The sequence below is a fragment of the Desulfonatronum thiosulfatophilum genome (assembly GCF_900104215.1).
Lineage (GTDB): Bacteria > Desulfobacterota > Desulfovibrionia > Desulfovibrionales > Desulfonatronaceae > Desulfonatronum > Desulfonatronum thiosulfatophilum.
Genome location: NZ_FMXO01000002.1, coordinates 200261 through 221803, shown reverse-complemented (window position 1 = coordinate 221803; position 21543 = coordinate 200261). Strand labels below are relative to the sequence as shown.

General features: G+C 59.0%; 15 protein-coding genes and 1 pseudogene. 1 reads left to right on the top strand and 15 read right to left on the bottom strand.

Going from position 1 to position 21543, the window contains the following annotated elements; translation table 11 throughout:
• Window positions 1–302: 302 nt before the first annotated feature.
• The 6 genes from BLP93_RS02465 to BLP93_RS16550 form a co-directional block, all read right to left on the bottom strand.
• Window positions 303–3551 (bottom strand): type I restriction endonuclease subunit R, encoded by a 3249-nt coding sequence (locus BLP93_RS02465; protein ID WP_092116858.1) that lies wholly within the window; start codon window positions 3549–3551, stop codon window positions 303–305.
• The gene (locus tag BLP93_RS02460) at window positions 3548–4975 is read right to left on the bottom strand and encodes an ATP-binding protein (RefSeq protein ID WP_092116856.1); all 1428 of its coding nucleotides are present in this window, start codon (window positions 4973–4975) and stop codon (window positions 3548–3550) included. Before BLP93_RS02460 ends, BLP93_RS02465 begins: the two co-directional genes overlap by 4 nt.
• Window positions 4972–6180, bottom strand: a complete 1209-nt coding sequence (locus BLP93_RS02455; protein WP_092116854.1) for a restriction endonuclease subunit S — start codon at window positions 6178–6180, stop codon at window positions 4972–4974. The genes BLP93_RS02460 and BLP93_RS02455 overlap by 4 nt, the downstream gene beginning before the upstream one ends.
• A 130-nt stretch (window positions 6181–6310) precedes the next feature.
• Complete coding sequence (locus BLP93_RS02450) at window positions 6311–7786, bottom strand: AlbA family DNA-binding domain-containing protein (protein WP_092116852.1); 1476 nt, start codon at window positions 7784–7786, stop codon at window positions 6311–6313.
• Window positions 7783–9927 carry a class I SAM-dependent DNA methyltransferase gene (locus BLP93_RS02445; protein ID WP_092116851.1) on the bottom strand — a complete coding sequence of 715 codons (2145 nt, stop codon included), beginning with the start codon at window positions 9925–9927 and terminating at the stop codon, window positions 7783–7785. Before BLP93_RS02445 ends, BLP93_RS02450 begins: the two co-directional genes overlap by 4 nt.
• 192 nt (window positions 9928–10119) lie before the next feature.
• On the bottom strand, window positions 10120–10380 hold the full coding sequence (locus BLP93_RS16550; RefSeq protein WP_139162893.1) for a hypothetical protein: 261 nt from the start codon (window positions 10378–10380) through the stop codon (window positions 10120–10122).
• A gap of 206 nt (window positions 10381–10586) precedes the next feature.
• Between BLP93_RS16550 and BLP93_RS02440 the strand changes: the two genes are divergently transcribed.
• A complete protein-coding gene (locus tag BLP93_RS02440; RefSeq protein ID WP_092116849.1) occupies window positions 10587–12098 on the top strand; it encodes a helicase HerA-like domain-containing protein in 1512 nt (503 codons plus the stop codon).
• Window positions 12099–12163: 65 nt separating this feature from the next.
• Here the strand turns inward: BLP93_RS02440 and yqeC are convergent, their stop codons facing one another.
• The 9 genes and pseudogenes from yqeC to BLP93_RS02395 all read right to left on the bottom strand — a co-directional run bounded on the left by yqeC (window position 12164) and on the right by BLP93_RS02395 (window position 21492).
• Entirely contained in the window at window positions 12164–13000 is an 837-nt protein-coding gene (gene yqeC, locus BLP93_RS02435) for a selenium cofactor biosynthesis protein YqeC (RefSeq protein ID WP_092116847.1), read from the bottom strand.
• Window positions 12997–13476 (bottom strand): xanthine dehydrogenase subunit XdhC, encoded by a 480-nt coding sequence (xdhC, locus tag BLP93_RS02430; protein WP_092116845.1) that lies wholly within the window; start codon window positions 13474–13476, stop codon window positions 12997–12999. Before xdhC ends, yqeC begins: the two co-directional genes overlap by 4 nt.
• Window positions 13470–14342, bottom strand: a complete 873-nt coding sequence (gene xdhB / locus BLP93_RS02425) for a xanthine dehydrogenase FAD-binding subunit XdhB (RefSeq protein ID WP_092116843.1) — start codon at window positions 14340–14342, stop codon at window positions 13470–13472. Before xdhB ends, xdhC begins: the two co-directional genes overlap by 7 nt.
• Window positions 14343–14349: 7 nt before the next feature.
• Window positions 14350–16644: a xanthine dehydrogenase subunit XdhA gene (gene xdhA, locus BLP93_RS02420; RefSeq protein ID WP_092116841.1), complete on the bottom strand. Its 2295-nt coding sequence runs from the start codon at window positions 16642–16644 to the stop codon at window positions 14350–14352.
• Window positions 16641–17528, bottom strand: coding sequence for a selenium-dependent molybdenum cofactor biosynthesis protein YqeB (gene yqeB / locus BLP93_RS02415; protein WP_092116839.1), 888 nt, complete (start codon window positions 17526–17528; stop codon window positions 16641–16643). Before yqeB ends, xdhA begins: the two co-directional genes overlap by 4 nt.
• Before the next feature lie 20 nt (window positions 17529–17548).
• The gene (locus BLP93_RS02410) at window positions 17549–17893 is read right to left on the bottom strand and encodes a nucleotidyltransferase domain-containing protein (RefSeq protein ID WP_092116837.1); all 345 of its coding nucleotides are present in this window, start codon (window positions 17891–17893) and stop codon (window positions 17549–17551) included.
• Window positions 17894–17913: 20 nt separating this feature from the next.
• Window positions 17914–18192 (bottom strand): annotated as a pseudogene (locus BLP93_RS17650) (HEPN domain-containing protein); the annotation flags it as partial.
• Window positions 18193–18309: 117 nt separating this feature from the next.
• Window positions 18310–21051 carry a hypothetical protein gene (locus BLP93_RS02400; RefSeq protein WP_092116833.1) on the bottom strand — a complete coding sequence of 914 codons (2742 nt, stop codon included), beginning with the start codon at window positions 21049–21051 and terminating at the stop codon, window positions 18310–18312.
• A 144-nt stretch (window positions 21052–21195) separates the two neighbouring features.
• Window positions 21196–21492, bottom strand: a complete 297-nt coding sequence (locus tag BLP93_RS02395; protein WP_092116831.1) for an antitoxin — start codon at window positions 21490–21492, stop codon at window positions 21196–21198.
• Between the last annotated feature and the right edge of the window lie 51 nt (window positions 21493–21543).

Here is a 21543-nt window from a genome sequence, read left to right as displayed (position 1 = left end):
TCTGAACCCTTTTTTTTCGTCTCTACCTTTTCCATTCCCGATCCTTCCACCTTGGGAAAGGTACGTCATCCCCACCCTCATATCCATTAACGCATCGACCTGGCTCACGCCGTCCATAGACCACCATCCGGAGCAGGACGCAGCATCAACAAGCACGGGCAGACGGATCGACCTCTGCTTGATCGAAGAGTGATCATTGGCGTTCCGGGCTTCCTGTGCCAATCCGGTCCAGACTATTGTCCGAGGATGTGCTGTTGGCGTTCCTCGGTTCCTCGGTTTGCTGGTGCCGATGCATCCTGGCCTCAGGCCGCTCGCACTCCATAGTACGGCGAGGGCAGGGTCGGATAGACGCGGTAGACGTGGCGGTAGACCTCCTCGGCCCTGGCAAGCACGTCGTCCTCGGAATAGTGGTCGGCCGGCAGGCCGGTTGTGTCGCTCCACAGAAAATCCCGGATTGTCAAACGGATATTGTCCCTGGTTGCTTCCCGGCTTTCCCAATCCTCAATCACGCTGATCCTGTTCTTGACGGTTTGCAAAAGATCCACGGCCACGGACTTGATCCGTTTGATATCCTGGGCGGAAAGCTCCGGTTTACGCAACAGGTCGTACAGGGCCAGCGACTCTTCATCCAGGCCTTCGCGCACGGCCCGGCTTCCTTCATCGTCAATATCCCGAATAATCCGCATCAGCTCTTCGAACGTTTGCTCAATGGTCACCCGGTCCTTTTCCCGGTTGTAGTCGGCAACGATTTCTTCGTAGCGTTTCTGGAAATCCGTGCGCAGCGGATTTTGCTGGAGCAATCGCTGAAGGCGGAGTTCGATGACTGCTTTCAGGTTCTGGACAGTGGTCCGCTTGGCCCGAATACGTTCAAATTCCCTGCGCAGCCGGTCAAAGTCGATCTTGCTGATATCATAGGGTTCCGTGTTTTCTGTCGCGGGAGTCGGCCGCACCTTGATGGCCTTGTCCACCACCTCATACAATTTTCGGATGATGTCCGTGATATCCGCTTCCTCACGGTCCTGCTGGAGGCTTTTGTAGATTACATTGATCGCATCGTGGTCCGCCCGGTGGGCGTTCACGCCTTTTTCATTGATGCAGGCCTTGAATTTCACGAAAACGGCCCGGCAGGTGACCTCGAACCGCTTGCGGGTCTCGTCGTTTTCGTTGACCGTCTCCTTGGCCGCCAATATGGCCGCGTTGCGGTCAAAACCTGTTTTCGTGATGATATCGTCCAGAGAGGCTCCCCGTTCAGCGAGAAATGTCCGCACAAAGGCAATGGCCTCGGCCAGGTCAGCCAGCAATTCCTCGCCCGGCCTAGCCGGATTGGTCTCCCCGCCCGTGTCGCCTGCTCCGTCGCTTTTTCCGGCAAATGTGGCCAGGGCCTTGCGCAGACTCTTCAGAATGCCGCAGTAGTCCACGACCATGCCGTTGTTCTTGCCTTCGTGAACGCGGTTGGCCCTGGCAATGGCCTGCATCAGGGTGTGCGCCTTGAGCGGTTTGTCCAGGTACAGGGTGGAGAGGCAGGGCACGTCGAAGCCGGTCAGCCACATGGCGCAGACAATGGCGATCCGGAAAGGATGTTCCGGCTCCTTGAAGGCGTCGTCCAGGGCCAGCCGTTGCATATTCCTGTACTGGGGCAGGCTGCGCATGGACTCGGGCAGGTCCATGCCCTCCTTGATCAGTCGGCGGTGCGGCTTGATGTCCAAATCCCACTTTCTGAACTTCTCCACCTCGCCCTGTTCCTCACTGACCACAACGGCCGTGCGCGTCTGGCGCATCCATTCGATTTGACGGAGCCGGTACTGTTCGTCCTGCTCGTCCGCGGCGCAAGACAGTTCCTTTTCCAGCTCGCGAATGCGCTGGTCCCAGTAGAATCCGATCAGTTTATGCATTCTGACGCAGGTGACCTTATCAATGCAGACGAACATGGCCTTGCCGGACTCCCAGGCCGAGGAATAATGGAGAACGAAATCCCGGGCCACCTGGTTGAGCCGATCTCCATGCGTGATGATGAGGTAGTCCCGCTTCAGTTCCCGCTCCAGGCGCTGCTCTACATCAATGTCGTCGATTTCCAGCTCTTCCAGTTTCGCGGCGATCCGTTCGTTCAGATCGTTGACCGCCACGCCCAGCTTGTCTCCCCGGGCGTCGTAGTACAGCGGAACCGTGGCATGATCCTCCACGGCCCGCTGAAAGTCATAGGTCGAGACATAATCGCCGAACACGCGCCGCGTGATCTCGTCGTCCATAAACAGGGGCGTGCCGGTGAACCCGATGTAGCCGGCATTGGGCAGCGCATTGCGCATGTTCAGGGCCAAGGTGCCGTACTGGGTCCGGTGGGCCTCGTCCGTGATCACGATAATGTCGTTGCGAAACGTATACACTTCTTCAGGGGCGACATCCTTGTGGAACTTTTGGATCAACGAAAAAATATGGGACTTGTGCCGGCCCAGCAATTGTCTGAGATCATCACCGCTGGAAGCCCGGCACGGATCACGGTCGCTGTCCACCACGCCGCACCCGGCAAAGGTCTTGTAGATTTGCGTGTCCAGATCCTCTCGGTCGGTCAAGACCAGGAAGGTGAAGTTGCCGCCCAGCTTGCGGTGCACCTTGCGGGTGAAAAAGACGATGGAGTAGCTTTTGCCCGCGCCCTGGGTGTGCCAGAATACCCCCAGCCTTCCATCCCTGGCCTCCCTGTCGCGAACAGCCGCCACCGCCAGGTTGACGCCAAGGAACTGATGGTTGCGGGCCAGAATTTTCCTGGCCTGCCCGACGGATTCATCGAAAAGAATAAAGTTTTCCACCAGGTCCATGAAATTGGCCTTGGCGCAAACGCCAATGAGCAGGGTTGCCATGTCCACGACGCCCGGCTCGCCCTCGTCCAACCGCTTCCAATCGTGGAAAAATTTGCACGGGCTGCCCAGGGAGCCCAGTTTGGCCTCGATGCCGTTGCCGAGCACGATCAGGGCATTGTGGTGGAACAGGTGGGGGATGGTGTCCAGGTAGTCCTTGTAGTTGCGCTCATAGGCGGTTTGCAGGTCCTTGTAGACGTTTTTGCACTCCATGAAGAGCAGCGGCAGGCCGTTCACAAAGCCCACGATATCGGCCCGGCGGCGATACAGGTCCCCGCGCACCCACAGCTCGCGCACGCAAAGGAAGTCGTTGTTCAAGGGCTCGTTAAAGTCGAACAGGCGCAGCCGCTGGCGTTCCAATTCGCCCCTGGCATTGCGAAACCCCACCTGCACCCCGTCCCGGAGCAGGTTGTATTTTTCCCGGTTCGTTGCCAGGAGCGATTGCGCCGCGCTGATGGTCGTGATCTGGCGCACAGCCTCGTCATAGGCAACATCCGGCAAGCCTCGATTCAACTCCACCAGCTTGGCCCGCAACGTGCGGACCAGCACCACATCCCGATCCGAGGCACGCCCCAAAAGACTGTCCGGTCCGAAGTCTTCGTTGTTGTGGGCAAAAACAGAACGCCACCCGAGTTTCTGCTCCATGAACTCGGCCGTGGTTTGTTGGACCAGGGTGTCTTCGGTGTAAGGGGTCGGGGTCATCGCGGCTGCTCCAGTACAGCAAGAAACTCACGTCCCTTTGCCGTCAAACGGTATCGCTGTTTACTGCTGCGCGGTTTATCCGGAACAGTCATTTCCACCAATTCCGCTTCCAGCAAAGGTGCCAACACCTGGTCCCTGAACTTGGTCCTGTTCGTCCTGCCCAGAACACCCATCAAGTCGCCCATTGCGCTTTCCGTTTCGCAATGACGTAGAATTTTAACTTGGTCCTTACTTGGTCCCGACTTGGTCCCGACTTGGTCCTCTTGGGATGTGAATTGGTCTCGACTTGATTCTGCCTGTCTATCGCTTTCCGGTAATTCCTGTCTTGGGAAGACCACTGTGAACCAATGCTCCGACACCTCAATCTTCGGTTCGGCAACCCCGTACTCACGGCAAAGGTTGCGGATACGCTTGATGCCGGAGCCGATGTGTTCCACCGCCTCCATGCGGTGCAGCATGGCAAAAAGCAAGGGATTACGCGGGATGCTCTTTGTGCCGAGATCGGCCTCGGTCATTCCGGCGGGCAGGCCGCCGGGGCTGACGATTTCCAGCCGGTCCTTGAACAGATAGACATGCACGCTGGCCGTGGAGCGGTAATCGCGATGCACCAGAGCATTCACCACCGCCTCCCGCATCGCCTCTTCCGGCAGCTCCGGTCGTTCCTCGCGCTTCACATGCTTGATGATGTACTCGACATTGATCTTCGACAAAATCCAGTCCATGACTTGGTCGATCATGGAGTAGATGTCTTCGGAAAAACCCCGCCGGTCGAGAATCCGCACCTTGTCCGTGCCCATGAACAGAGCACAGGCAACCGCTGCGCTGGTGTTGAATTTGGTGATGTCCCGGGCCAGCAGCCAAGCCCCGGCATGGGTCACTTTTCCGTCCTTGACCAGATGCAGGTTTTCCAGAGCCGTGAGCGCCTGCATGTCGGCTGGAATCCTGGCCCGGCGACGAAAGCGCTCCCACACCTCATCGGTCAGGTCATCCGCCAGGGAAAACCGCTCGCAGGGTGTTTCATCGAAATGGATCAATCCTTCCGCATAGAAAAACTCGCGAATCTCGGAGCGTGACATCTGCTGCGACGACGCCCCTTCGCGGATAAAGAATTTGCCGCCAAAGGAGTAAGGCTTGCCGTGCTGGGCCGGCACCCTGACCGTCAGCACCTCGCCCACACTCTCGATCTCCACTGCAATGGGCGGTTCGGCAGACCGGGCAACGGCCTGCACTTCAGACTTGAGGCGATTGTGATCATTAACCCCGACAATCTCCCCCGCATCGGTAACGCCAATCAGGATCATCCCGCCCGTGGCATTGGCAAAGGCGCATATCTCCCGTCCGAGATTCGAGGTGCCGGAACGCTTGAATTCGGTGGTGAATCCTTCGCCGAGGGCGAGGAGGTTGTGGAGGGTTTTTTGATTCATACCGTCACCTCCCCATTCATCAGTTTGGGCAGGAGGAAATCACGGGATTTGGCGAGCTTTTGTATTTGTTCCGATAAAATTCGTATCTGATGAAATATCGGCGCAACAGTGCGTTCGAATATTTGCGCCAAGCCAGGCGTTGGCAGGACAATTTCAAGCGCGGCGATGTCGTCCTTTGAAAGTTCTGTCTGGTTTGTTGCTCCCCGGCCAAGCGTTGCGATGTAGGGTTCCAAACCTGTTATGTGCAAGCCAAAAAAGTGAACGGGAACATTCTCTTGTGGGCGAATAATCGTGATGTGTGAATCTACCGTGCATTCATTGTTCTCAAGTAAAAATTGAGCAACCCGACCAAGGGTTCCAGCGCCTGTAGAATTGATCAACACATCTCCAAATTGAACAAATTTCAATGCGGGAACGTGCTTGGATTGTCGACGGGCAAGTTCGAGGTTGACCATTCGATTTCTTATGCATTTCTGGTTGATGACGAGACCTGGCGCATCATCGTCGTATTTTGGGGTTATGCCTCTACTCAAAAACGATGTCGAATCTCCAACAGTGCTCTTCTCCCACCCATCCGGCACGCCATCCACAATCTTGACGTGTTCGTGGCCGGGAAAGCGAATGTGAACGAACCATTCCTTGTAGAGCAGCCGCGCCGCCTGCTCCAGCAACTGAATCCGGCGGCGGTTGTTTTCGATGAGGTTGTCGTAGGTGGAGAGGACGGAAGCGATGGACCGTTGAGTCTGGATATCGAGTAATGGAAGAGGCCACTGCTCAAGCACACGGGTTTCCAGTTTCTTGGTGCCGTGCGAAGCATCCGTGGCAGAATCTCGGATGGAATGCCGTTGAGATTTCAGATAATAAAACAAAAACCAAGGGTCGATTCTTTCAGACGGTCTTAGAGCCTTGATGTCTTGGTTGAACGTGACATCTCGTTCTGTAATCGAAATGCGAAACTCTTTGGCCAGCGACATTCCACGAACAACCACCAACACTGTATTCGCAGGCACTCGTTTTGTACCATTTTGCGCTCCTTCCTCTGTGACGCGGCGCTCAGTAAGCGAAATGCGGCTTTCGGTCATTTCTCCTGAAGATACCCACGGTATGTCGCCTCCCCAAAATCGAGAATCACTCATCCGAGGTGTGCCGCCCGAAAGGAAAGAAACTTCAGAGACAAGCGGGACTGTTTGAACCTTGGTTCTCATACCCCAAGCTCCTCGAAATTCTTCTTGATCGTCGCGGCGAGGCGCATGGCTTCGGCGTTCAGGTCTTTAATTACGGAAAATTTGCAAGCCTCTCTTGCACAAAAAACGAAACAGGCTGTTTTACAATTTTTCATATCCCATCCTCCAGCACCTGTTTCCCTTTTTCGGTCAGTCGGTATTTCTGTGTCGGACTTTTCGGAGAGTCAGGCTGGGTCATTTCGATAAAAGCTGCTGCGAGGGCCGGGTCCAGATAGTTTTTGGAAAACGTTACGCGATCTTTCAGTCCAGTGGCTTTCATCAGTTCGGCCCTGCTTAATTCTCCAATAGAAACGGCCAGTAACTTTTTTACTTGTTGGGTTACTTGCTGGGTTACTTGCTGGGTCGGTTGCTGGGTCGGTTGATGGGTGGTTGACTCTGCATGTTCTTCAGTCTGCACCTTACGTGTATCTGCCGATACGCGATGTGATTCTGCCAGATAGACGGTGAAGCGCAGGCGCATGGCGATTTCTTCAATCTTGGGTTCCCGCAGACCCATTTCCCGGGCTTCCGAAAATATGCGGCGCACGCCGGTGCCCCATTGTTCGATCAGGTGGAGTTCCTTGAAAACGCGGGCGATGACCGGGTTGCGTATCCGGGAGGTGCCTTGCTTCATCTCTTGGATGGTCAGGCCGGGCAGGAGAATACCCATGCTTTCCACTTCGATGCGGTCATCCAGAAAGACCACCCGGATGGGAGCGCCCCGTTGCGAGTAGTCGCTGTGGACAAGGGCATTGATGATCACTTCGCGCAAAATCCCCAGTGGAATGCTCCAGACGTCCTTGCGGCGCACCTCGGAGAGATCAGCTCCTCGGTAGGCGTGTTTTTTGAGAAACAGCAAGACCTCGTCAACGGCCCTGGGCAGGGGGAGGTTGATCTCAATATGGTCGTAAATATCAATTTTCTCAGTACCGTAGAAGCGGCCGCATTGAATCCAGGCATCGGAGAAATGCTGTGTCCGCTGTCGGCCGAAAAGCAGAATTCCCCCTTTGGTGGGCACCAGCCGTTTTTGATGGCGGGCTAGCAGTTTCAGCGTCAGCAGGGCCTGGTCATCCAGCTTCCGGCTTGTGCCAAAGGCTGCTTGCAGCGCTTCGAGATCCAGGTCGGCAGGCGTCAAGTCCGGCATGGGCAGGGCGTCGAAGGAGACGCCCTCCACTGAGCGGCGCAGCTCGGCGATCAGCTCGCGGTCAGCCTGGCGGTTGCTGGAGCCAAGCCGGACGTAGACTCCGGTTTCCGGTCCAATGGAGCGAAGATAGTGCGGGCGGGAGTTGCTGAGAAAAACCTCGACCACGAGCAGGGTCTTGCCCTCAATCGTGGTCATCTCGATATTGGGCACCAGGCGGGGGCTGATGGAGTCCGCGATCAGATTGCAGAGCCGCTCCTCCTCATCCAGGGGGTTGTCCACGCCCACCACCTCGCGGGTCGTATCCGACACGCCGATGACGATCTTGCCGCCCGCGGTATTGGCAAAGGCCACCAGGGTTTTGAGCAGGTTTTTTGGAGAAGAAAGATCCTGCTTGAACTCCAGGGTTTTGCCCTCGTCAGCCTTGAGCAGCTCGGCAATACTCATATCCCCAGCTCCTCGAAGTTCTTCTTGATCGTCGCTGCGAGGCGCACGGCTTCGGTGTTCAGGTCCTCCAGCTCGACATGGATTTCCCGCAGGGCTTCCTCGAAGTCGAAGCCGTCCTCCTCCATTTCCGGGGCCACGCCCACATAGCGGCCAGGGGTCAGGCTCCAGTCATTGGCCGCGATCTCGGCCCGGTCCACCAGCTTGACCAGCCCTTCGATCTCGCGCAGTTCCGCATTTGGGAAGCGCTCGGTCAACCATTTGGCCTGCTTCCAGAAATAGCGGACATGCTTGAGCTGTTCCACGGCCAGGGCGCGGGCCTCGTCAAGCGCCTTGATACGTTTGCGGAGGTCGTTGGGGCGTATGCATGCGGGCGCACTCTCACCCCCGGCCCCTTTCCCAGGGGGAGAGGGGGGATTGGCTTGCCCGTTTGAGGGTTCGGATTGTGCAAGCCTGGAGGTCAGTTTGAACAGCATGTCGATCTGCTTGACCAGATTCCGGCTGCTTTCCGCCAGCCAGGAAAGCCGGTCAACTGCCGCTTTCAGTTCTCCGTTGGTCGGGTTCTGTTCTTCCCAGAGCGCCTGCTGCTCGGTGACGGCCTGCCGGAAGGCGTCCACGTCCGCCGTGAACAAGGACATGGACTCATCGAATTCCTCAGGCATTTCCCCAGGTAGGGGCGACCGGCCGGTCGCCCTGGTAGCAACGTCATCACGCAGCGTGGCCAGTGCGTCAGTGAAATCCGGTAAGGGCGACCGGCCGGTCACCCCTACTACGACGTTGAAACATGCCGCGGCTTCGTCCAGCATACGCCGGCAATATCCGGCTACAAGCTCGAGGTAGCGTTCGGTCTCGCTCCGGTATAGCCAGACAATGGCCAGGAGGTTCCGCTCCTGCTCTGGCGAAAAATCAAAAATCTTGCGCGTGACCTTGCGGTAGATGTTCCGGGCGTCAATCATCAGCACCTTGTCGCGATTCGCTTCAGGCTTGGACCGGTTGAGGAACCATAACTCACAAGGGACTGTTCTCGTATAGAAAAAGTTCGAACGAATAGCGATCATGATGTCCACGTCGCCGGTCTCCACCAGCTTCTGACGGACCTTGGCCTCGTCGCGTCCGGCGCTGGAGGCCTGGGAGGACATGACGAACCCGGCCCGGCCCTGCTCGTTCAGGTAGCTGTAGAAGTAGCTGATCCAGATGTAGTTGCCGTTGGAGACCTTGCCCTTCTTGTTCACCCCGGGCAGACCGAAGGGCAGGCGGGGATCGGTCTTGACCTTGTCCGCGTCGATCTCATCCACGTTGAAGGGCGGATTGGCCATGACGTAGTCGGCCTTGCCCAGCAGTTCGTGCGGGTCCTCGTAGTAGGTGATGGCTCGCTTGATGTCGCCTTCAAGGCCGTGCACCGCCAGGTTCATCTTGGCCAGACGGATGGTGGTGGCGTTCTTTTCCAGGCCGTAAAAGGTCAGCCTGTCCACCGGGTTCCGCCCCTGCTCCTCCACGATGCGGGCGCTCTGCACGAACATGCCGCCGCTGCCGCTGGCCGGATCGAGCAAACTGCCGCCTTGCGGGTCAATGACATGGGCAATGAGCGAGACCAGGGACACCGGGGTGAAGAATTCGCCGCCGTCGTGGGCCTTCTGGTCCGCGAACTGGGTCAGGAAGTATTCGTAAATCCGCCCGAACACGTCGCCGGAGACCCGCTTCAGCTCCTCCGGGTTCAGGGTGCGCAGAAGCTGGCCGAGGACGGGATTGCTCAGCTCCTGGTATTCGCTCTTGGGCAGGACGCCGCGCAGGCTCTCGTAGTCGGCTTCGATGGATTCCATGGCGTCGATGATGGCCTTGGCTCGGTCATCCCCGTCAGACAGAGCGACAAGTGTGTCGAACTGGGCTTCGGGACGCAGGAAAATGGCGCTTTTCTGGGAGAAATCTTCCTTGGTCAGCGCCCGTGGTCTTCCTTCGCGGGTAGGCAGGTGGGCCTCGATGGCGTTCTTGACCGTCAGGTAACGGCTGTAGGCATGCCGCAGAAAGATCAGCCCCATCACGGGCAGAAAATACTCGTTGCTGGCGTAATTGGAGTTCGCCCGCAGCATGTCCGCCGCGCTCCACAGCCTTTTTTCAATTGCCTCAATGTGCTCCAGTTGGGCCAATGTTTTGCTCCAGTTGTGGGAACCAGTCAGGATTAAGAGGGATTGTCGCGTAAAAATGAAAACGCAACGAATCAAAATTCGACGTCACCAGGGAAGTCGGTTCACTATTGGAAGCTGGAAAGAATAGTCAATGCATGGCCCAACCTGTCAACGTATTCCGTGGATTTGGTTATCGCCAGCATGGGCATTAGGTCAAGGAATCATGCTTCCCGAAGCTATGCCAACGAGCAGCTTGGCAAAACCGGCCTGGCCGCCTTCATCCAGACAAGCAATCTGGACGGGCTGATGAGAAAGGACGTTTGCGAACTGACGGATGATCAATACAGGAGGTTGATCCGTTGGTGCGGCACTGGGTGGAGCGGTATATGCTGTAGCTGGCCTTTGAGATGTCAGGGCCACGCCGTCCACCAGGGCCGTGCAGGAGGTGAGGACGGCATTCATTTGCTTGCGCAATATGATCTGGACCTTGATCGACTAGTTGCGGATTGATTGACACTCAAGAGGATCTCAGGCTTGGCCATCGAATAGACTTGCCCTTGCTGTGACCGATGTTGTGCAGTACAGGGCCGAATTCGAGAGTATCGGGGAATGAAGCACCCAGTCAGTCTCATAGCTTTCTGACCGGGGAGCTTTTTTTATAGGTCTTTTTGGAGGAGAAGATGAATGATATCCTGATAGGCAAAGGGTCTGCGCAGGTATATCTGCACGGGGGATACGCCAACCGGCACGGAATGATCGCCGGGGCCACGGGAACGGGGAAGAGCGTGTCCCTGATGGTGCTGGCCGAGGGGTTTTCCCGACTCGGGGTGCCGGTGTTCGTGGCGGACGTCAAGGGAGATCTGGCCGGATTGGCCATGCCTGGAACGTTGAATGAACGAATCCGCACCCGATTGGAAGACGTCGGCATCGCGGATTACGCCAACCAGGCAAATCCGGTGATCTTCTGGGATATATTCGGCGAGCAGGGCCATCCGTTGCGGACCACCGTCTCCCAGATGGGGCCCACGCTCCTCGGCCGTCTGCTCGAGCTCAACGACACCCAGGCCGGCGTGCTGGAAATCGTCTTCCGTTTGGCCGATGAGGAAGGCCTCCTGCTCCTGGACCTGAAGGATCTGCGTTCCCTGCTGATCTTCACCTCGGAAAATCTGCAGCGCGTCTCGGCCCGGTTCGGCTTGGTCTATGCCGCATCTTTGGCCGCCATTCAGCGGGCCCTGCTGCGCCTGGACGGGGTGGGCGGCGATCAGTTTTTTGGAGAGCCGGCTTTGGAATTGACGGATTTCATGCGCCAGGATTTCTCCGGCCGGGGGGTGATCAGCATTCTGGCCGCGGACAAGCTGTATCTGCGGCCCCGGATGTATTCCAGCTTCCTGCTCTGGATGCTTTCGGAACTTTTCGAAACTCTGCCGGAAGTGGGGGATCGTGACCTTCCCAGGATGGTCTTCTTTTTTGACGAGGCCCACTTGCTGTTCACGGACGCACCTCCGGCTTTGCGCCAGCGGGTGGAACAGGTGGTCCGGTTGATCCGCTCCAAGGGCGTCGGCGTCTATTTCTGCAGCCAGAACCCGGATGACGTGCCCCAGGAAATCCTGGGACAGTTGGGCAACCGCATCCAGCACGCTCTGCGGGCCTTCACGCCTCGCGACCAGAAGGCGATTCGCATCGCGGCCCAGACTTTTCCACCGAATCCCGCTGTGGATGTTTTGCAGTCCCTGACCTCCATGGCCGTGGGTGAAGCCCTGGTAACCACGCTGCAGGACAAGGGCGTTCCCCTGCCCGTGGAGCGGGCCTTGATCGCTCCGCCCCGTTGCCGGATCGGCGCCATTACGCCGGAGGAGCGTCGGATAATCCGAGAACGCAGCCCCGTGTCTGGAAAATACGATGCCATGATCGACCGCGAATCCGCCTATGAGGTCCTGCAGGCCCGGGCGGAAGAGGCCGTTAGGACAGGCACAGGGGAAGCAAAAACCGGTGCACGAGGCGGGACAAGGGAAACGTCGGCGGAGGATTCCGGCGGAGCCGGAAGTGCGATGCGGGACTGGCTATTTGGAACCAGGCGTCGTCAGGGGGCTCTTGAAACCATGGGCAAGTCCGCCATGCGCACTATGGGCAATCAGATCGGACGCCAGATTCTTCGCGGCGTGCTGGGCGGGCTGATGGGAACAAAGAAATAGGCCGACAGCTCGACCATCAAGGAAAGACGGGGCCTTTGGGTCGTTTTTTAATTTATACCTTGTTCTTAGAGGCTTTCCTCATACTCACGAAACACGCACTCATCGACAGGAAGAATCCATTTCTCCTTGATTGAGCCAGCAAGCCAGAGCTGACTCGGAATTACATCTTTGGATTGGCTTTTTGCTTGCTTCCTTGCCTGAAGAAGGATCTGCCGAGCCTTGGCGTTTACCAGATCCATCTTGTTCACAAAGATGATCCGGCGCGTCTGAATTAATTGTGACGGGGCATTCTTGAAAAGGCCAAGACGATGGACTGCCAGACAGGCCAGAATGCGGGCGTTGACCATCTGTGCCTGCCGTGATCCGCAAAGGACAGCCAGGCGTTCGCTTCGAAACACATGTTCTTCGTCAACAGGTGCGCCGATGGCGTCCGCGCCGATAATTCCGATGACCAGATCGCTTTTGGCGGGAATTACGGGTTCATGTTCCGCTGGGGCTTTGAGGGCTCTGCCCCGGGCGCCGTCGGCCTCGACGAAGATGCGGTCCGCCATTCCGGAGGCAGCCAGAAGATCCACGGCCTCGGGAGCAAGACCAAGAAGCTTGCCCGTTCCCGGATCTTGATCCCGGACCAGGGTCAGGTGTTTTTTGCGGGAGAGTAGTTCAAGAATATCGGGCAGGGTTGTTCCGGTTCCGTCCCAGAAAACAATGTCGCCCGGCAAAACTCCACGCGGATCGGGAGCCGGCGGATGGATTTTCGTGGTGGTGGTGCTGATGACGGATTCCCCGGCAGCGACGGCATGGGCGGCCATGGCGGCCATCAGGCTGGTCTTGCCGCCGGCCCCGATAAGGGCCACGAGCCGGGAATCGGGGAGGTAGAGTTCGGCCGGAGCGGCGGGGATCAAGGCGTTTTTTCGGGATCGGCCTGGAGGGCTTGGCGCACGGCCTTGACGATGGTGTCGTAGCCTGTGCAGCGGCAGAGGTTGCCGGCATGGCCGCGGCGGATCTCCTCGTCGCTGAGCTCCCTGCCGCCGTGCGTCTCCACAAAGGCAGTAGTGGTCATGATCAGCCCGGGGGTGCAAAAGCCGCACTGGACAGCGCCAGCATCCACGTAGGCCTGCTGGACCGGGGAGAGGACGCCGTTCCTGACCTCGCCTTCCGCTGTCCTGATGTGTTTCCCATCCGCCCGGATCGCGAGATAGATGCAGGCATTCACGGCCACGTCGTCCACCAGCACAGTGCAGGCCCCGCACTCGCCCACGCCGCAGCCGTGTTTGACGCTGGTCGCACCCAGTTCCCGGAGCATGTCCTGGAGCGAAGTTCGGGGATCGATGGACATTTCGTGGCGTTGTCCGTTGATGGTGCAGGCTATCTTCAACATGACGCATTCTCCGTGCGCTTGGCCGCGGCCAGTATCATGCGTCGGGCCAGGGTGCGGATGATGTGCAGACGGAAATCTCCCGCGGCCCTCCAGGACGTGCGAGGACTGACGTCCTGGGCCAGGGTTTCGCAGACGGCCTCAACGGCCTGCTCCAGAGGCAGGCCGGTTGCGGCGGTTTCGGCCGTGGTGCAGCGTACCGGAATGGGCGCGGCCACGGTGAAGGCAAGGCGCAGCTCCCGGACCGCTCCGTCCCGGATGCGGACACCCGCGCCGCAGCCGATGGTGGCGATGTCCATGGCCTGGCGCATGGAATACTTGACGTAGGCCGTTCCCAAATCCCGGCATTCGTCGGTCTTGATGCGTATCGAGCGCAGGATTTCGCCCCGGCGCAGTTCCACGCGACCCGGTCCGAGGTGGAAGCCGCGCAACGGGATCAAGCGCTCGCCTTCCGGGCCGATCAGGTCCAGGTGGGCGTTCAGGACCAGCAAAGGGGCGGCGGAATCCGCGCAAACGGAGCCGTTGCAAATGTTGCCGCCGATGGTGGCCACGTTGCGGATCTGCGGCCCGGCCACCCAGCCTGCCGCCTCAATAAGCATGGGGACGTGACGGGCGACGGATGGCGATGCCATGATGCTGGTAAAGGTCGCACCGGAGCCGATGCGCAGCGAGCCGTCTTCCTCCGTGATCGTTTGCAGTTCCGGTAGTCCGTGGATGTCCACGATTTCGGCGTATTCCTTGTGCCCCTCCCGCAGCCGGACCAGGATGTCCGTTCCTCCGGCCATGGGCCTGGCAAAGGGATTTGCCGCGAGCAGATCCAGGGCCTCGGTCAGGGTGCGGGCGCGATGGTAACTTTCAAAGGCAAACATTGCTTCCTCAATAATCCCGCAGCAAGCCGGCTTCGCGGAACAGGGGGAACAGGGCCTTAGGAGTAAGCGGGATGGCGTTGACCTTGACGCCGGTGGCGTCCCAAACCGCGTTGCGAATGGCCGGCCCGGGCGAGAGCAAGGGTGGCTCGCCCAAGGATTTGTTGCCGAAACCGCCAGAGGGTTCGAGGGTTTGGACAAAGGCCACGTCCAGGTCGGGCAGGTCCGGGAAGGTGGGCATCTTGTAGTCCAGCAGGTTGTTGTTGCGTACCTGACCGGAGCGGGGATCAACCAGCAGTTCCTCGTACAGGGCCCAGCCGATGGCCATGGCCATGCCGCCCTGGACCTGTCCTTTGGCCGTGGCCGGATTGATGACCACGCCGCAATCATGAACATTCAGAATGTCGGTCACCCTGACTCGGCAGAGAGGAACGTCCACCTCCACTTCCACGAAGGTGCAGCCGAAGGAGGGGGCGTTGGTGCGGGTCTTCACGGAACGTTCCGCGGTGAGCTGGCTGCCCCGGTCTTTGTTGTAATAGGCGTCCAGGGCCAGTTCTTCCAGGCTCATGAACACTCGGGAAGGCTCCCGGACCGCGACGACGAAACCGGCCTTGAGATCCAGGGCATGGGCAGGATAACCGGTCATTTCGGCGGCGTGCTCAAGGATTCTGGAGCGTAGATCCTCGGCCGCGGCTTTCACGGCCGGTCCGGCGACATAGGTCTGGCGCGAGGCAAAGGCGCCGGGATCGAAGGGTGCGACGTCCGTATCCTGGGTGGAGACCACGCGCATGGCTTCCATGGGCAGGTCGAGCACCGAAGCGGCCATCTGGGCAAAAACCGTGTCCGCGCCCTGACCGATTTCCGTCGCTCCCACCTGGAGGAGAACGCAGCCGTCCTGGACCAGGGTCAGCCGTGCTCCGGACAACTCCACTCCCACGGGATACACGCCGGAATTGAAGCTGAAACAAGCCACGCCGACGCCGCGTCGGATGTCCGCTACTTCGCTGGAGCTGTTTTTATGCGCGGCCCGGCGTTCGTCCCAGCGAAACAGTTCGCGCCCCTTTTGCAGGCACTCGACCAGACCATGGGTCTCGATGGGTCTTTTCGACAGCGGATTCACGTCTCCCGGACGCCCCGCGTTGATCAGGCGAAGATCCAGAGGGTCAATGTCCAAGGCCCTGGCTCCCTCTTCCATCAGGCATTCAAAGGCAAAGATGGTCTGGGGAGAGCCGTAGCCGCGCATGGCGCCGGCAATGGGCAGATTGGTATAGACCGTGGCGGCCTGGAAGTGCATGGCGCTGTGGGGATACATGCTGCAGAGCTTGCCGCCCCCGGCGGCGGCCACGGAATGTCCATGCGAGGCGTAGGCCCCGGTATTGGAGACCACGTCCAGGCTCGCGGCCTGAAGTCGCCCCTCCCGTGAAAAGCCCATCCTGGCATGCATCCGGAAGGCGTGCCGGGTTCTGGTGATCATGGATTCCTCGCGGGTCAAGGCCATGCGCACGGGGCGGCCCAGCTTCCAGGCAAGGAAGGCGACCATGGGTTCGAGCACGACGTCCTGCTTGGCTCCGAATCCGCCGCCCACGCAGGGCTTGATGATCCGCACCCGGCTCCAGGGAATGCCCAGGGCCTGTCCGACAATGCGGCGGCAGATATGCGGGATCTGGGTGGAGGAAACCACGGTGATGCGCTCCATGTCCTCCATGTAGGCATGGGCCACCAGCGGTTCCATGTGGCAATGCTGGGTAATGGGCGTCTCATAGTGGCCCTCAACAACCACGTCCGCGCCGGCGATGATCGCTTCAGCGTCTCCACCAACGGAAAATTCGCTGCGTTGAACCACGTTCCCGTTTGGATGGATGGCCTTGGCCTCCGGGGCCATGGCCGCTTCCGGCGTGGTCATGACCGGATATTCCTCGTAAACCACCTCCACAAGAGAGGCGGCCCGCCGCGCGGCAAGCTCGTCACGGGCCACCACCACGCCGATCTCGTCGCCATGAAAGCGGACATGGTCCGTCAGCAGCAGCGTGTCGGCCACGTCGGCATGCTCCGGATCCAGGGAATAGGGATGCCCGGCTGTGGCGTAGAGAATCTTCGGAACATCGGCATGAGTGAACACGGCTTCCACGCCGGGCACGGCCAGGGCAGCACGGGTATCCATGGATACGACCCGGCCGTGGGCCACTGTTCCGCGGATGTAGACGGCGCTGTGCACCCCGGGAGGCAGCATGTCCTCGGTATATCGCGCTCGCGCCGTGACCTTGGCTTCGGCGTCCAGACGCTTGACGGGCTGTCCGATGCTCATCCGGCTCTCCCGAGATGGATGGGGGTGGTTGATTGTTCGGCAGGAGATTGCATGTCGATCAAATCGAATTGTATGTCGCCGCGGACCGCATCCACGGCCTGGAGCACGCCTTGCCCGACGGCATGGGCCTTGTCGGATACGCGGCGGCAACGCCACGTTTCACCCCTGGGGTCCACATCTCCGAGTTTGAGGCCCGTGCGGACGTGGAGCCCGGATCGCAGCAACCCCCGCACAACTCCGCTCGTCCTGGCCCGCACCGGTTCGGAACCCACATGACCCACCACCTCGTCCTGTTGGACATAATCGCCGATGGAACGACAAGCTGTGAAGACTCCGGCCTCAGGTGCCCGCAGCAGCCGCTCCAGGGTTTTGCCCAGCACCTCGCCGGGAATGCCGGTGTTAGGGTGGGCAGAGCCGTTGAAAATGAGATTTCCCATGCCATGGCCGCGATGTGTCTCCACCACGCAATGCACATCTTTTCCTGCGACAAAGCCAGGCCCTAGTCCGATAACCAGGGGAGCCAAGCCCGGATGAATGCCGGTGTAGCGCTTGGCCAGCAGCGCATCCACAACGACCTGTGGCTTGAGTCCTTCGAGGCAGTCCATGTTCGGATCCACGAGCACCGGGATTTCATCTCCGGCCCAGGCAGCCTCGGCCTGAGCCATGGAATCGATCAACATGCCCCCAACTCCCTCGACCTCGGCTCGGCCCAGGTAAACGGCTTCGGAGAAGGAGACCAGCCTCCGTACGGCCAAAGGCTGTTCCCGCTCCAGCAACAGCAGACGTTTCAACCCGGCCCTGAAGAGCACCAGCGCGACGCCGGTCGCCAGATCTCCGGCCCCGCGGATAAGGATGGTGGGGGGTGATGGTTCAGATAATGTCATGGAGTGGTAGAAAAAAGGAATTATTGTCGGTGGTCATTGTCTTCTACGTTAATCCGGATACCTTCGCGCCGGGCTGATTCAATGATGGTGCTGCCGTCGTCCGTTTCCCAGCGGTGCAGTCCTACGGGAATCGGTTCGATCCGACTGTCTGTGCGGGCTGCGGTACGCCAGAGCAGGTTGATGTCTTCTCGACTGCATGACGAATCGTAAGCTTCGGATACGACGAGCAGATCTATATCGCTCCATCGATGGGCATCGTTGCGCGCGCTTGAACCGAACATGATCCCGAAGCTGACCGGTATACCGAGTCGAATCAGCTCAGTCAGGTATTTCTTCACCGTATTTGTAGTTGATTCTTCAACCATTTGAGAAGCTCTTCAGTATTTCAAACCAGTACAACCGCCTCGTGACGAGTTGGAATCGGACTCCATGTCTCCGGATAACGACCTTCAATGTTGAGTGGATTGATTTCGGCCAAGAATTGAATGTGTTTCGCCTGGAAATTTATTCCAGATGATTCTGCCAAGACAACAAGATTATGCACCCTTGGAGCAATGTCGCCGCTGGCATGGCAGAAATGGGCTTTGAGAATCTTTTCCAACGACAGATGAAGAAATAACAAGCCGTGTCGAATTTTTCCTGATCCGATAAGCTGCTTGGCACCTCGAAATCTTCTTCTGAACTATCCCTCCAATATGAAATGTGTTTTTCGATATCCACCATGGCTTGTCCAGGATGAGCTGTTGCATTTTCCTTGGTTCTTGAACGAACGGAAAATTAGTTAACGCATGAAGCCAAATGGAAGGAGCGAAGAGGACATGAGCATGATGTGGATCAAACCTGCTTCAAGTGCCTGTTCAAGGTCCGCATGTTCCGTGTTTTCCGCCAGATCAATCATGCTCGGATACAGAGTCGCAGAGTCCAGGGTGAGGGTCAAGGCGTTGCTTTGATAGCGCAATCCATCGATGGTTTTGATCAGGCTGGCGGGGATGCCGTTGCGCAGAATTTCCAGCCGGTCCGGACCGACCGGGAAGTAACCTTCTTTTTCCTCCTCGAAGCTGGCCCTGGTCAGGTGGATGCGGGGCTTGACCGCGAAGGGCGCGTCCGAGGACGGGCAGAAGGCGGCGCAATTGCCGCAGGCATTGCAGAAGTCGGCCAGGATCACGATCTGAGTGCAGTCGGTCAAGGGACGTTTTTGCGTGATCAGAATCTCGGGTTGGCCGTCATGAGCGCGCTGGACTTGTCCCGCGGCAATGAGACCGGGGAAGGATTGCAGGGCCATGATGGCCCGATTGGGGCAGACCGTGACGCAGACTTCGCACAGGGTATCGCAGCGCAGGCAGCGGGAGGCCTCACGAGCCATGGCCTGATCGCCGGACACCTTGCGGGTGATCGCTTCAGGACAGGAATATGGCCCGAAGTCGCGGATGTGTCGGGACATGCGTAGCGTGGGCAAGTCGGCATCGGGGCGATGCGGCGCGGGAGGCTTGGTGATGCCTTGTGCGTTCAAATAAGCTTCTGCTGCCTGACGTCCGAGAGTCACGGCTCGCGGCAGGCTGCCGGGACCGGAGGGCATTGGGTCGTCAAAGGTGAAGTCGTGTTCGAAGATCTGTTGATCCTGATCGGAATGCTCGTGAATCAGCAGGCTCCCAAACGTTGAATTATCCTCGGAAGCGCCATCTTTGCTCAAGGCGGCCAGATCGGCGATGTCAGCGAGCAAGGCGCGTTGGGCTGGGGAGGTGTCCTTGCCCAGATGCATGGCGTTTTTCGGAACGAGCAGAGTCACGGGCACTCCGGCCTGGACCAGAGTTCCGGCGCAGCTTGCGGTTCGCGCATCCAGGCCGTGTATGGCAACACGGGCTCTGGTTTCGGGACTGCTTGCGGTTCCGGAGATGATCCGGGTGTTTGCTCTATCCGCCTTCCCCAGGCGGGCGGCAACGGCCTTGGCTTCCCGGATGCGCAACGGTGCGTCCAGGTTGCCCCGGGTGCAGCGCTTGCGGCATTGGGCGTCGCAGGCCAAGCCCAGATGATGCGCCAGGGGATTCGTGTCCCGGATGGCGGCCAGGGCCGCTGGGGCGTTGTTCTCGGCCATGTGCCCCAGGTAGGCCGGGATATCCTGCCCCGCGGCACAGGCGGCCATGCAGGGTGCGGTGAAGCAGTCCCGGCGGGGCAGAGGGCGGGGGATCTTGACGTCGGTATGCGTCTTGCGCGTCTTGGCGTAGCGGCGGCTTGCGGCCGTGGTTTTGGCGTAGTCCGCAAGGCTGAGGCTGTTGTTCCTGGCGTATTTCCGCCACTCTTCAAGGTTGCGGGCGCCGACCGAGGACATGCGGTCTGACAGAACGTCCAGGTACTGGCGCAGCCGGGCATATCCGCCGGGCTTGAGCAGATCGCTGCATGTCGTGACCGGGCCCAGATCTGCGGCCAGCAGGTCTGGGGTGTTGAAGGCGTCGGCTCCGGCGCAGAAAGAAAGCGGCGGACAGTCTGCGGCGTCATCCATATGTTCGCGCAGCAGCAAGGCAACATGCACGGCCAAGGGGTGCAGCGGCCGTCCGCTACAGTAGACCTGCTGCTCAGCTTTGGGCAAGGCCGAACGATTCACACACGGCAGGGTATTGGTCAGCTTGAGGTTGAACTCCACGCCCCGCTTGCGGGCTGCGGCGGAAAGGGTGCGGACGATGGGCAGGGCCTGATCCAGGCTCAAATCATTGGCAAAAACCGTGTCCGGGACTTCCAGATCCCAGCCCAGCCCTCCGAGCAGGTCGCGCACCCGCTGCGGTCCGAGAAGAGTGGGGTTGAGCTTCAGGGTGGTGTGCAGTCCGCGTTCCTCGATGAAATGCAGGGCAATGCGCTGCACCTCGTCCGGCGGACAGCCGTGCATGGTGGAGATGGTCAGACTGGTGCTGACGGCATCGGGCAGGCTCACCTCGTCGAGTTCCGGGCAGACGCGGGCGAGATTCCTGGCCGCTTCGGCGATTTCCTCGGGACAATGGGCCATGCGGTCCAGGAAGCGGACCATGGCCGGGCTGGTGATCCCGGCCAGATCATACCCCGCGCTCATGTTCATGATGAAACCGGGATCGCGGCCGTCCTCGCTGCCGGGAAAGCCCAGCCTGCGACGCAGGGTCAGGATCAGCAGCAGGCCGTTCAGGTACTCGGCAAAGGATTGCTCTAGCTTCAACTCCTGGGACCATTCGCAGTTGTACCCCTCGTCGCGCATGTCGATGCACGGTCTGGCCAGGGTCAACTCGTCCAGGATCTGGACTGTCTTCAATTCCAGATAGCGACCTCCGCACAGCCAGGCGGCCACGAGATTCCGGGCCAGCTGGGTATGCGGCCCGGCGGCCGCACCGACAGGCGTCTCCAGGCGCCGACCGTAGCGGATCATGGTGAAGGGATCATCGGGGCTTGGTCTGAAGAAACAGGCTCTGGGAATGCCGAGGATTTGCTCATGTTCGAGTTCGTCGAGCATGGAAGCCAGAAGCCGGTCGTGAGGGACGAGGTGAAAGCGGTCCATGGTCTTCATTTGAGTCTACCTTCTCAGCGTGGCAGCGATATCGTTCAGGACTTTGGTATGCTCGTCCAAGGGATGATTCGGCAGCCCTTGCGGTCACAGACCGGTAACACCCAAGCTCCTGCTTGGTACAGGAAGTTTTCGGCTGATATTGAGCTACTGTTTCTGGATCAGCTTTCCGTCTAGGTACTTATGGACCAAGCTGGAGATGAAGGTCTGGTAAGGGATGCCTTCCTCCACGGCCCTGATCTGAATCCGGTGGTAATCCTTTTGCGAAAGGCGCAGGTTGATGCGTTTGTCTTTTCTCAACGTGTTTCTGGCGGCCAAACGCGCGGCGTTTACCTGCTTTTCCGAATCCGGAACGGACTGCCATCCTTCACGCTCCAAGGACTCCATCAGATCCTTTTCCTCCTGATCCAGCGGCTCATATGTCTTATTGTCAAATCTGCTCATTCTATCACCTGCAATCCAAATTTTTCCGTATACTTTCGGCTCTGGCAACTG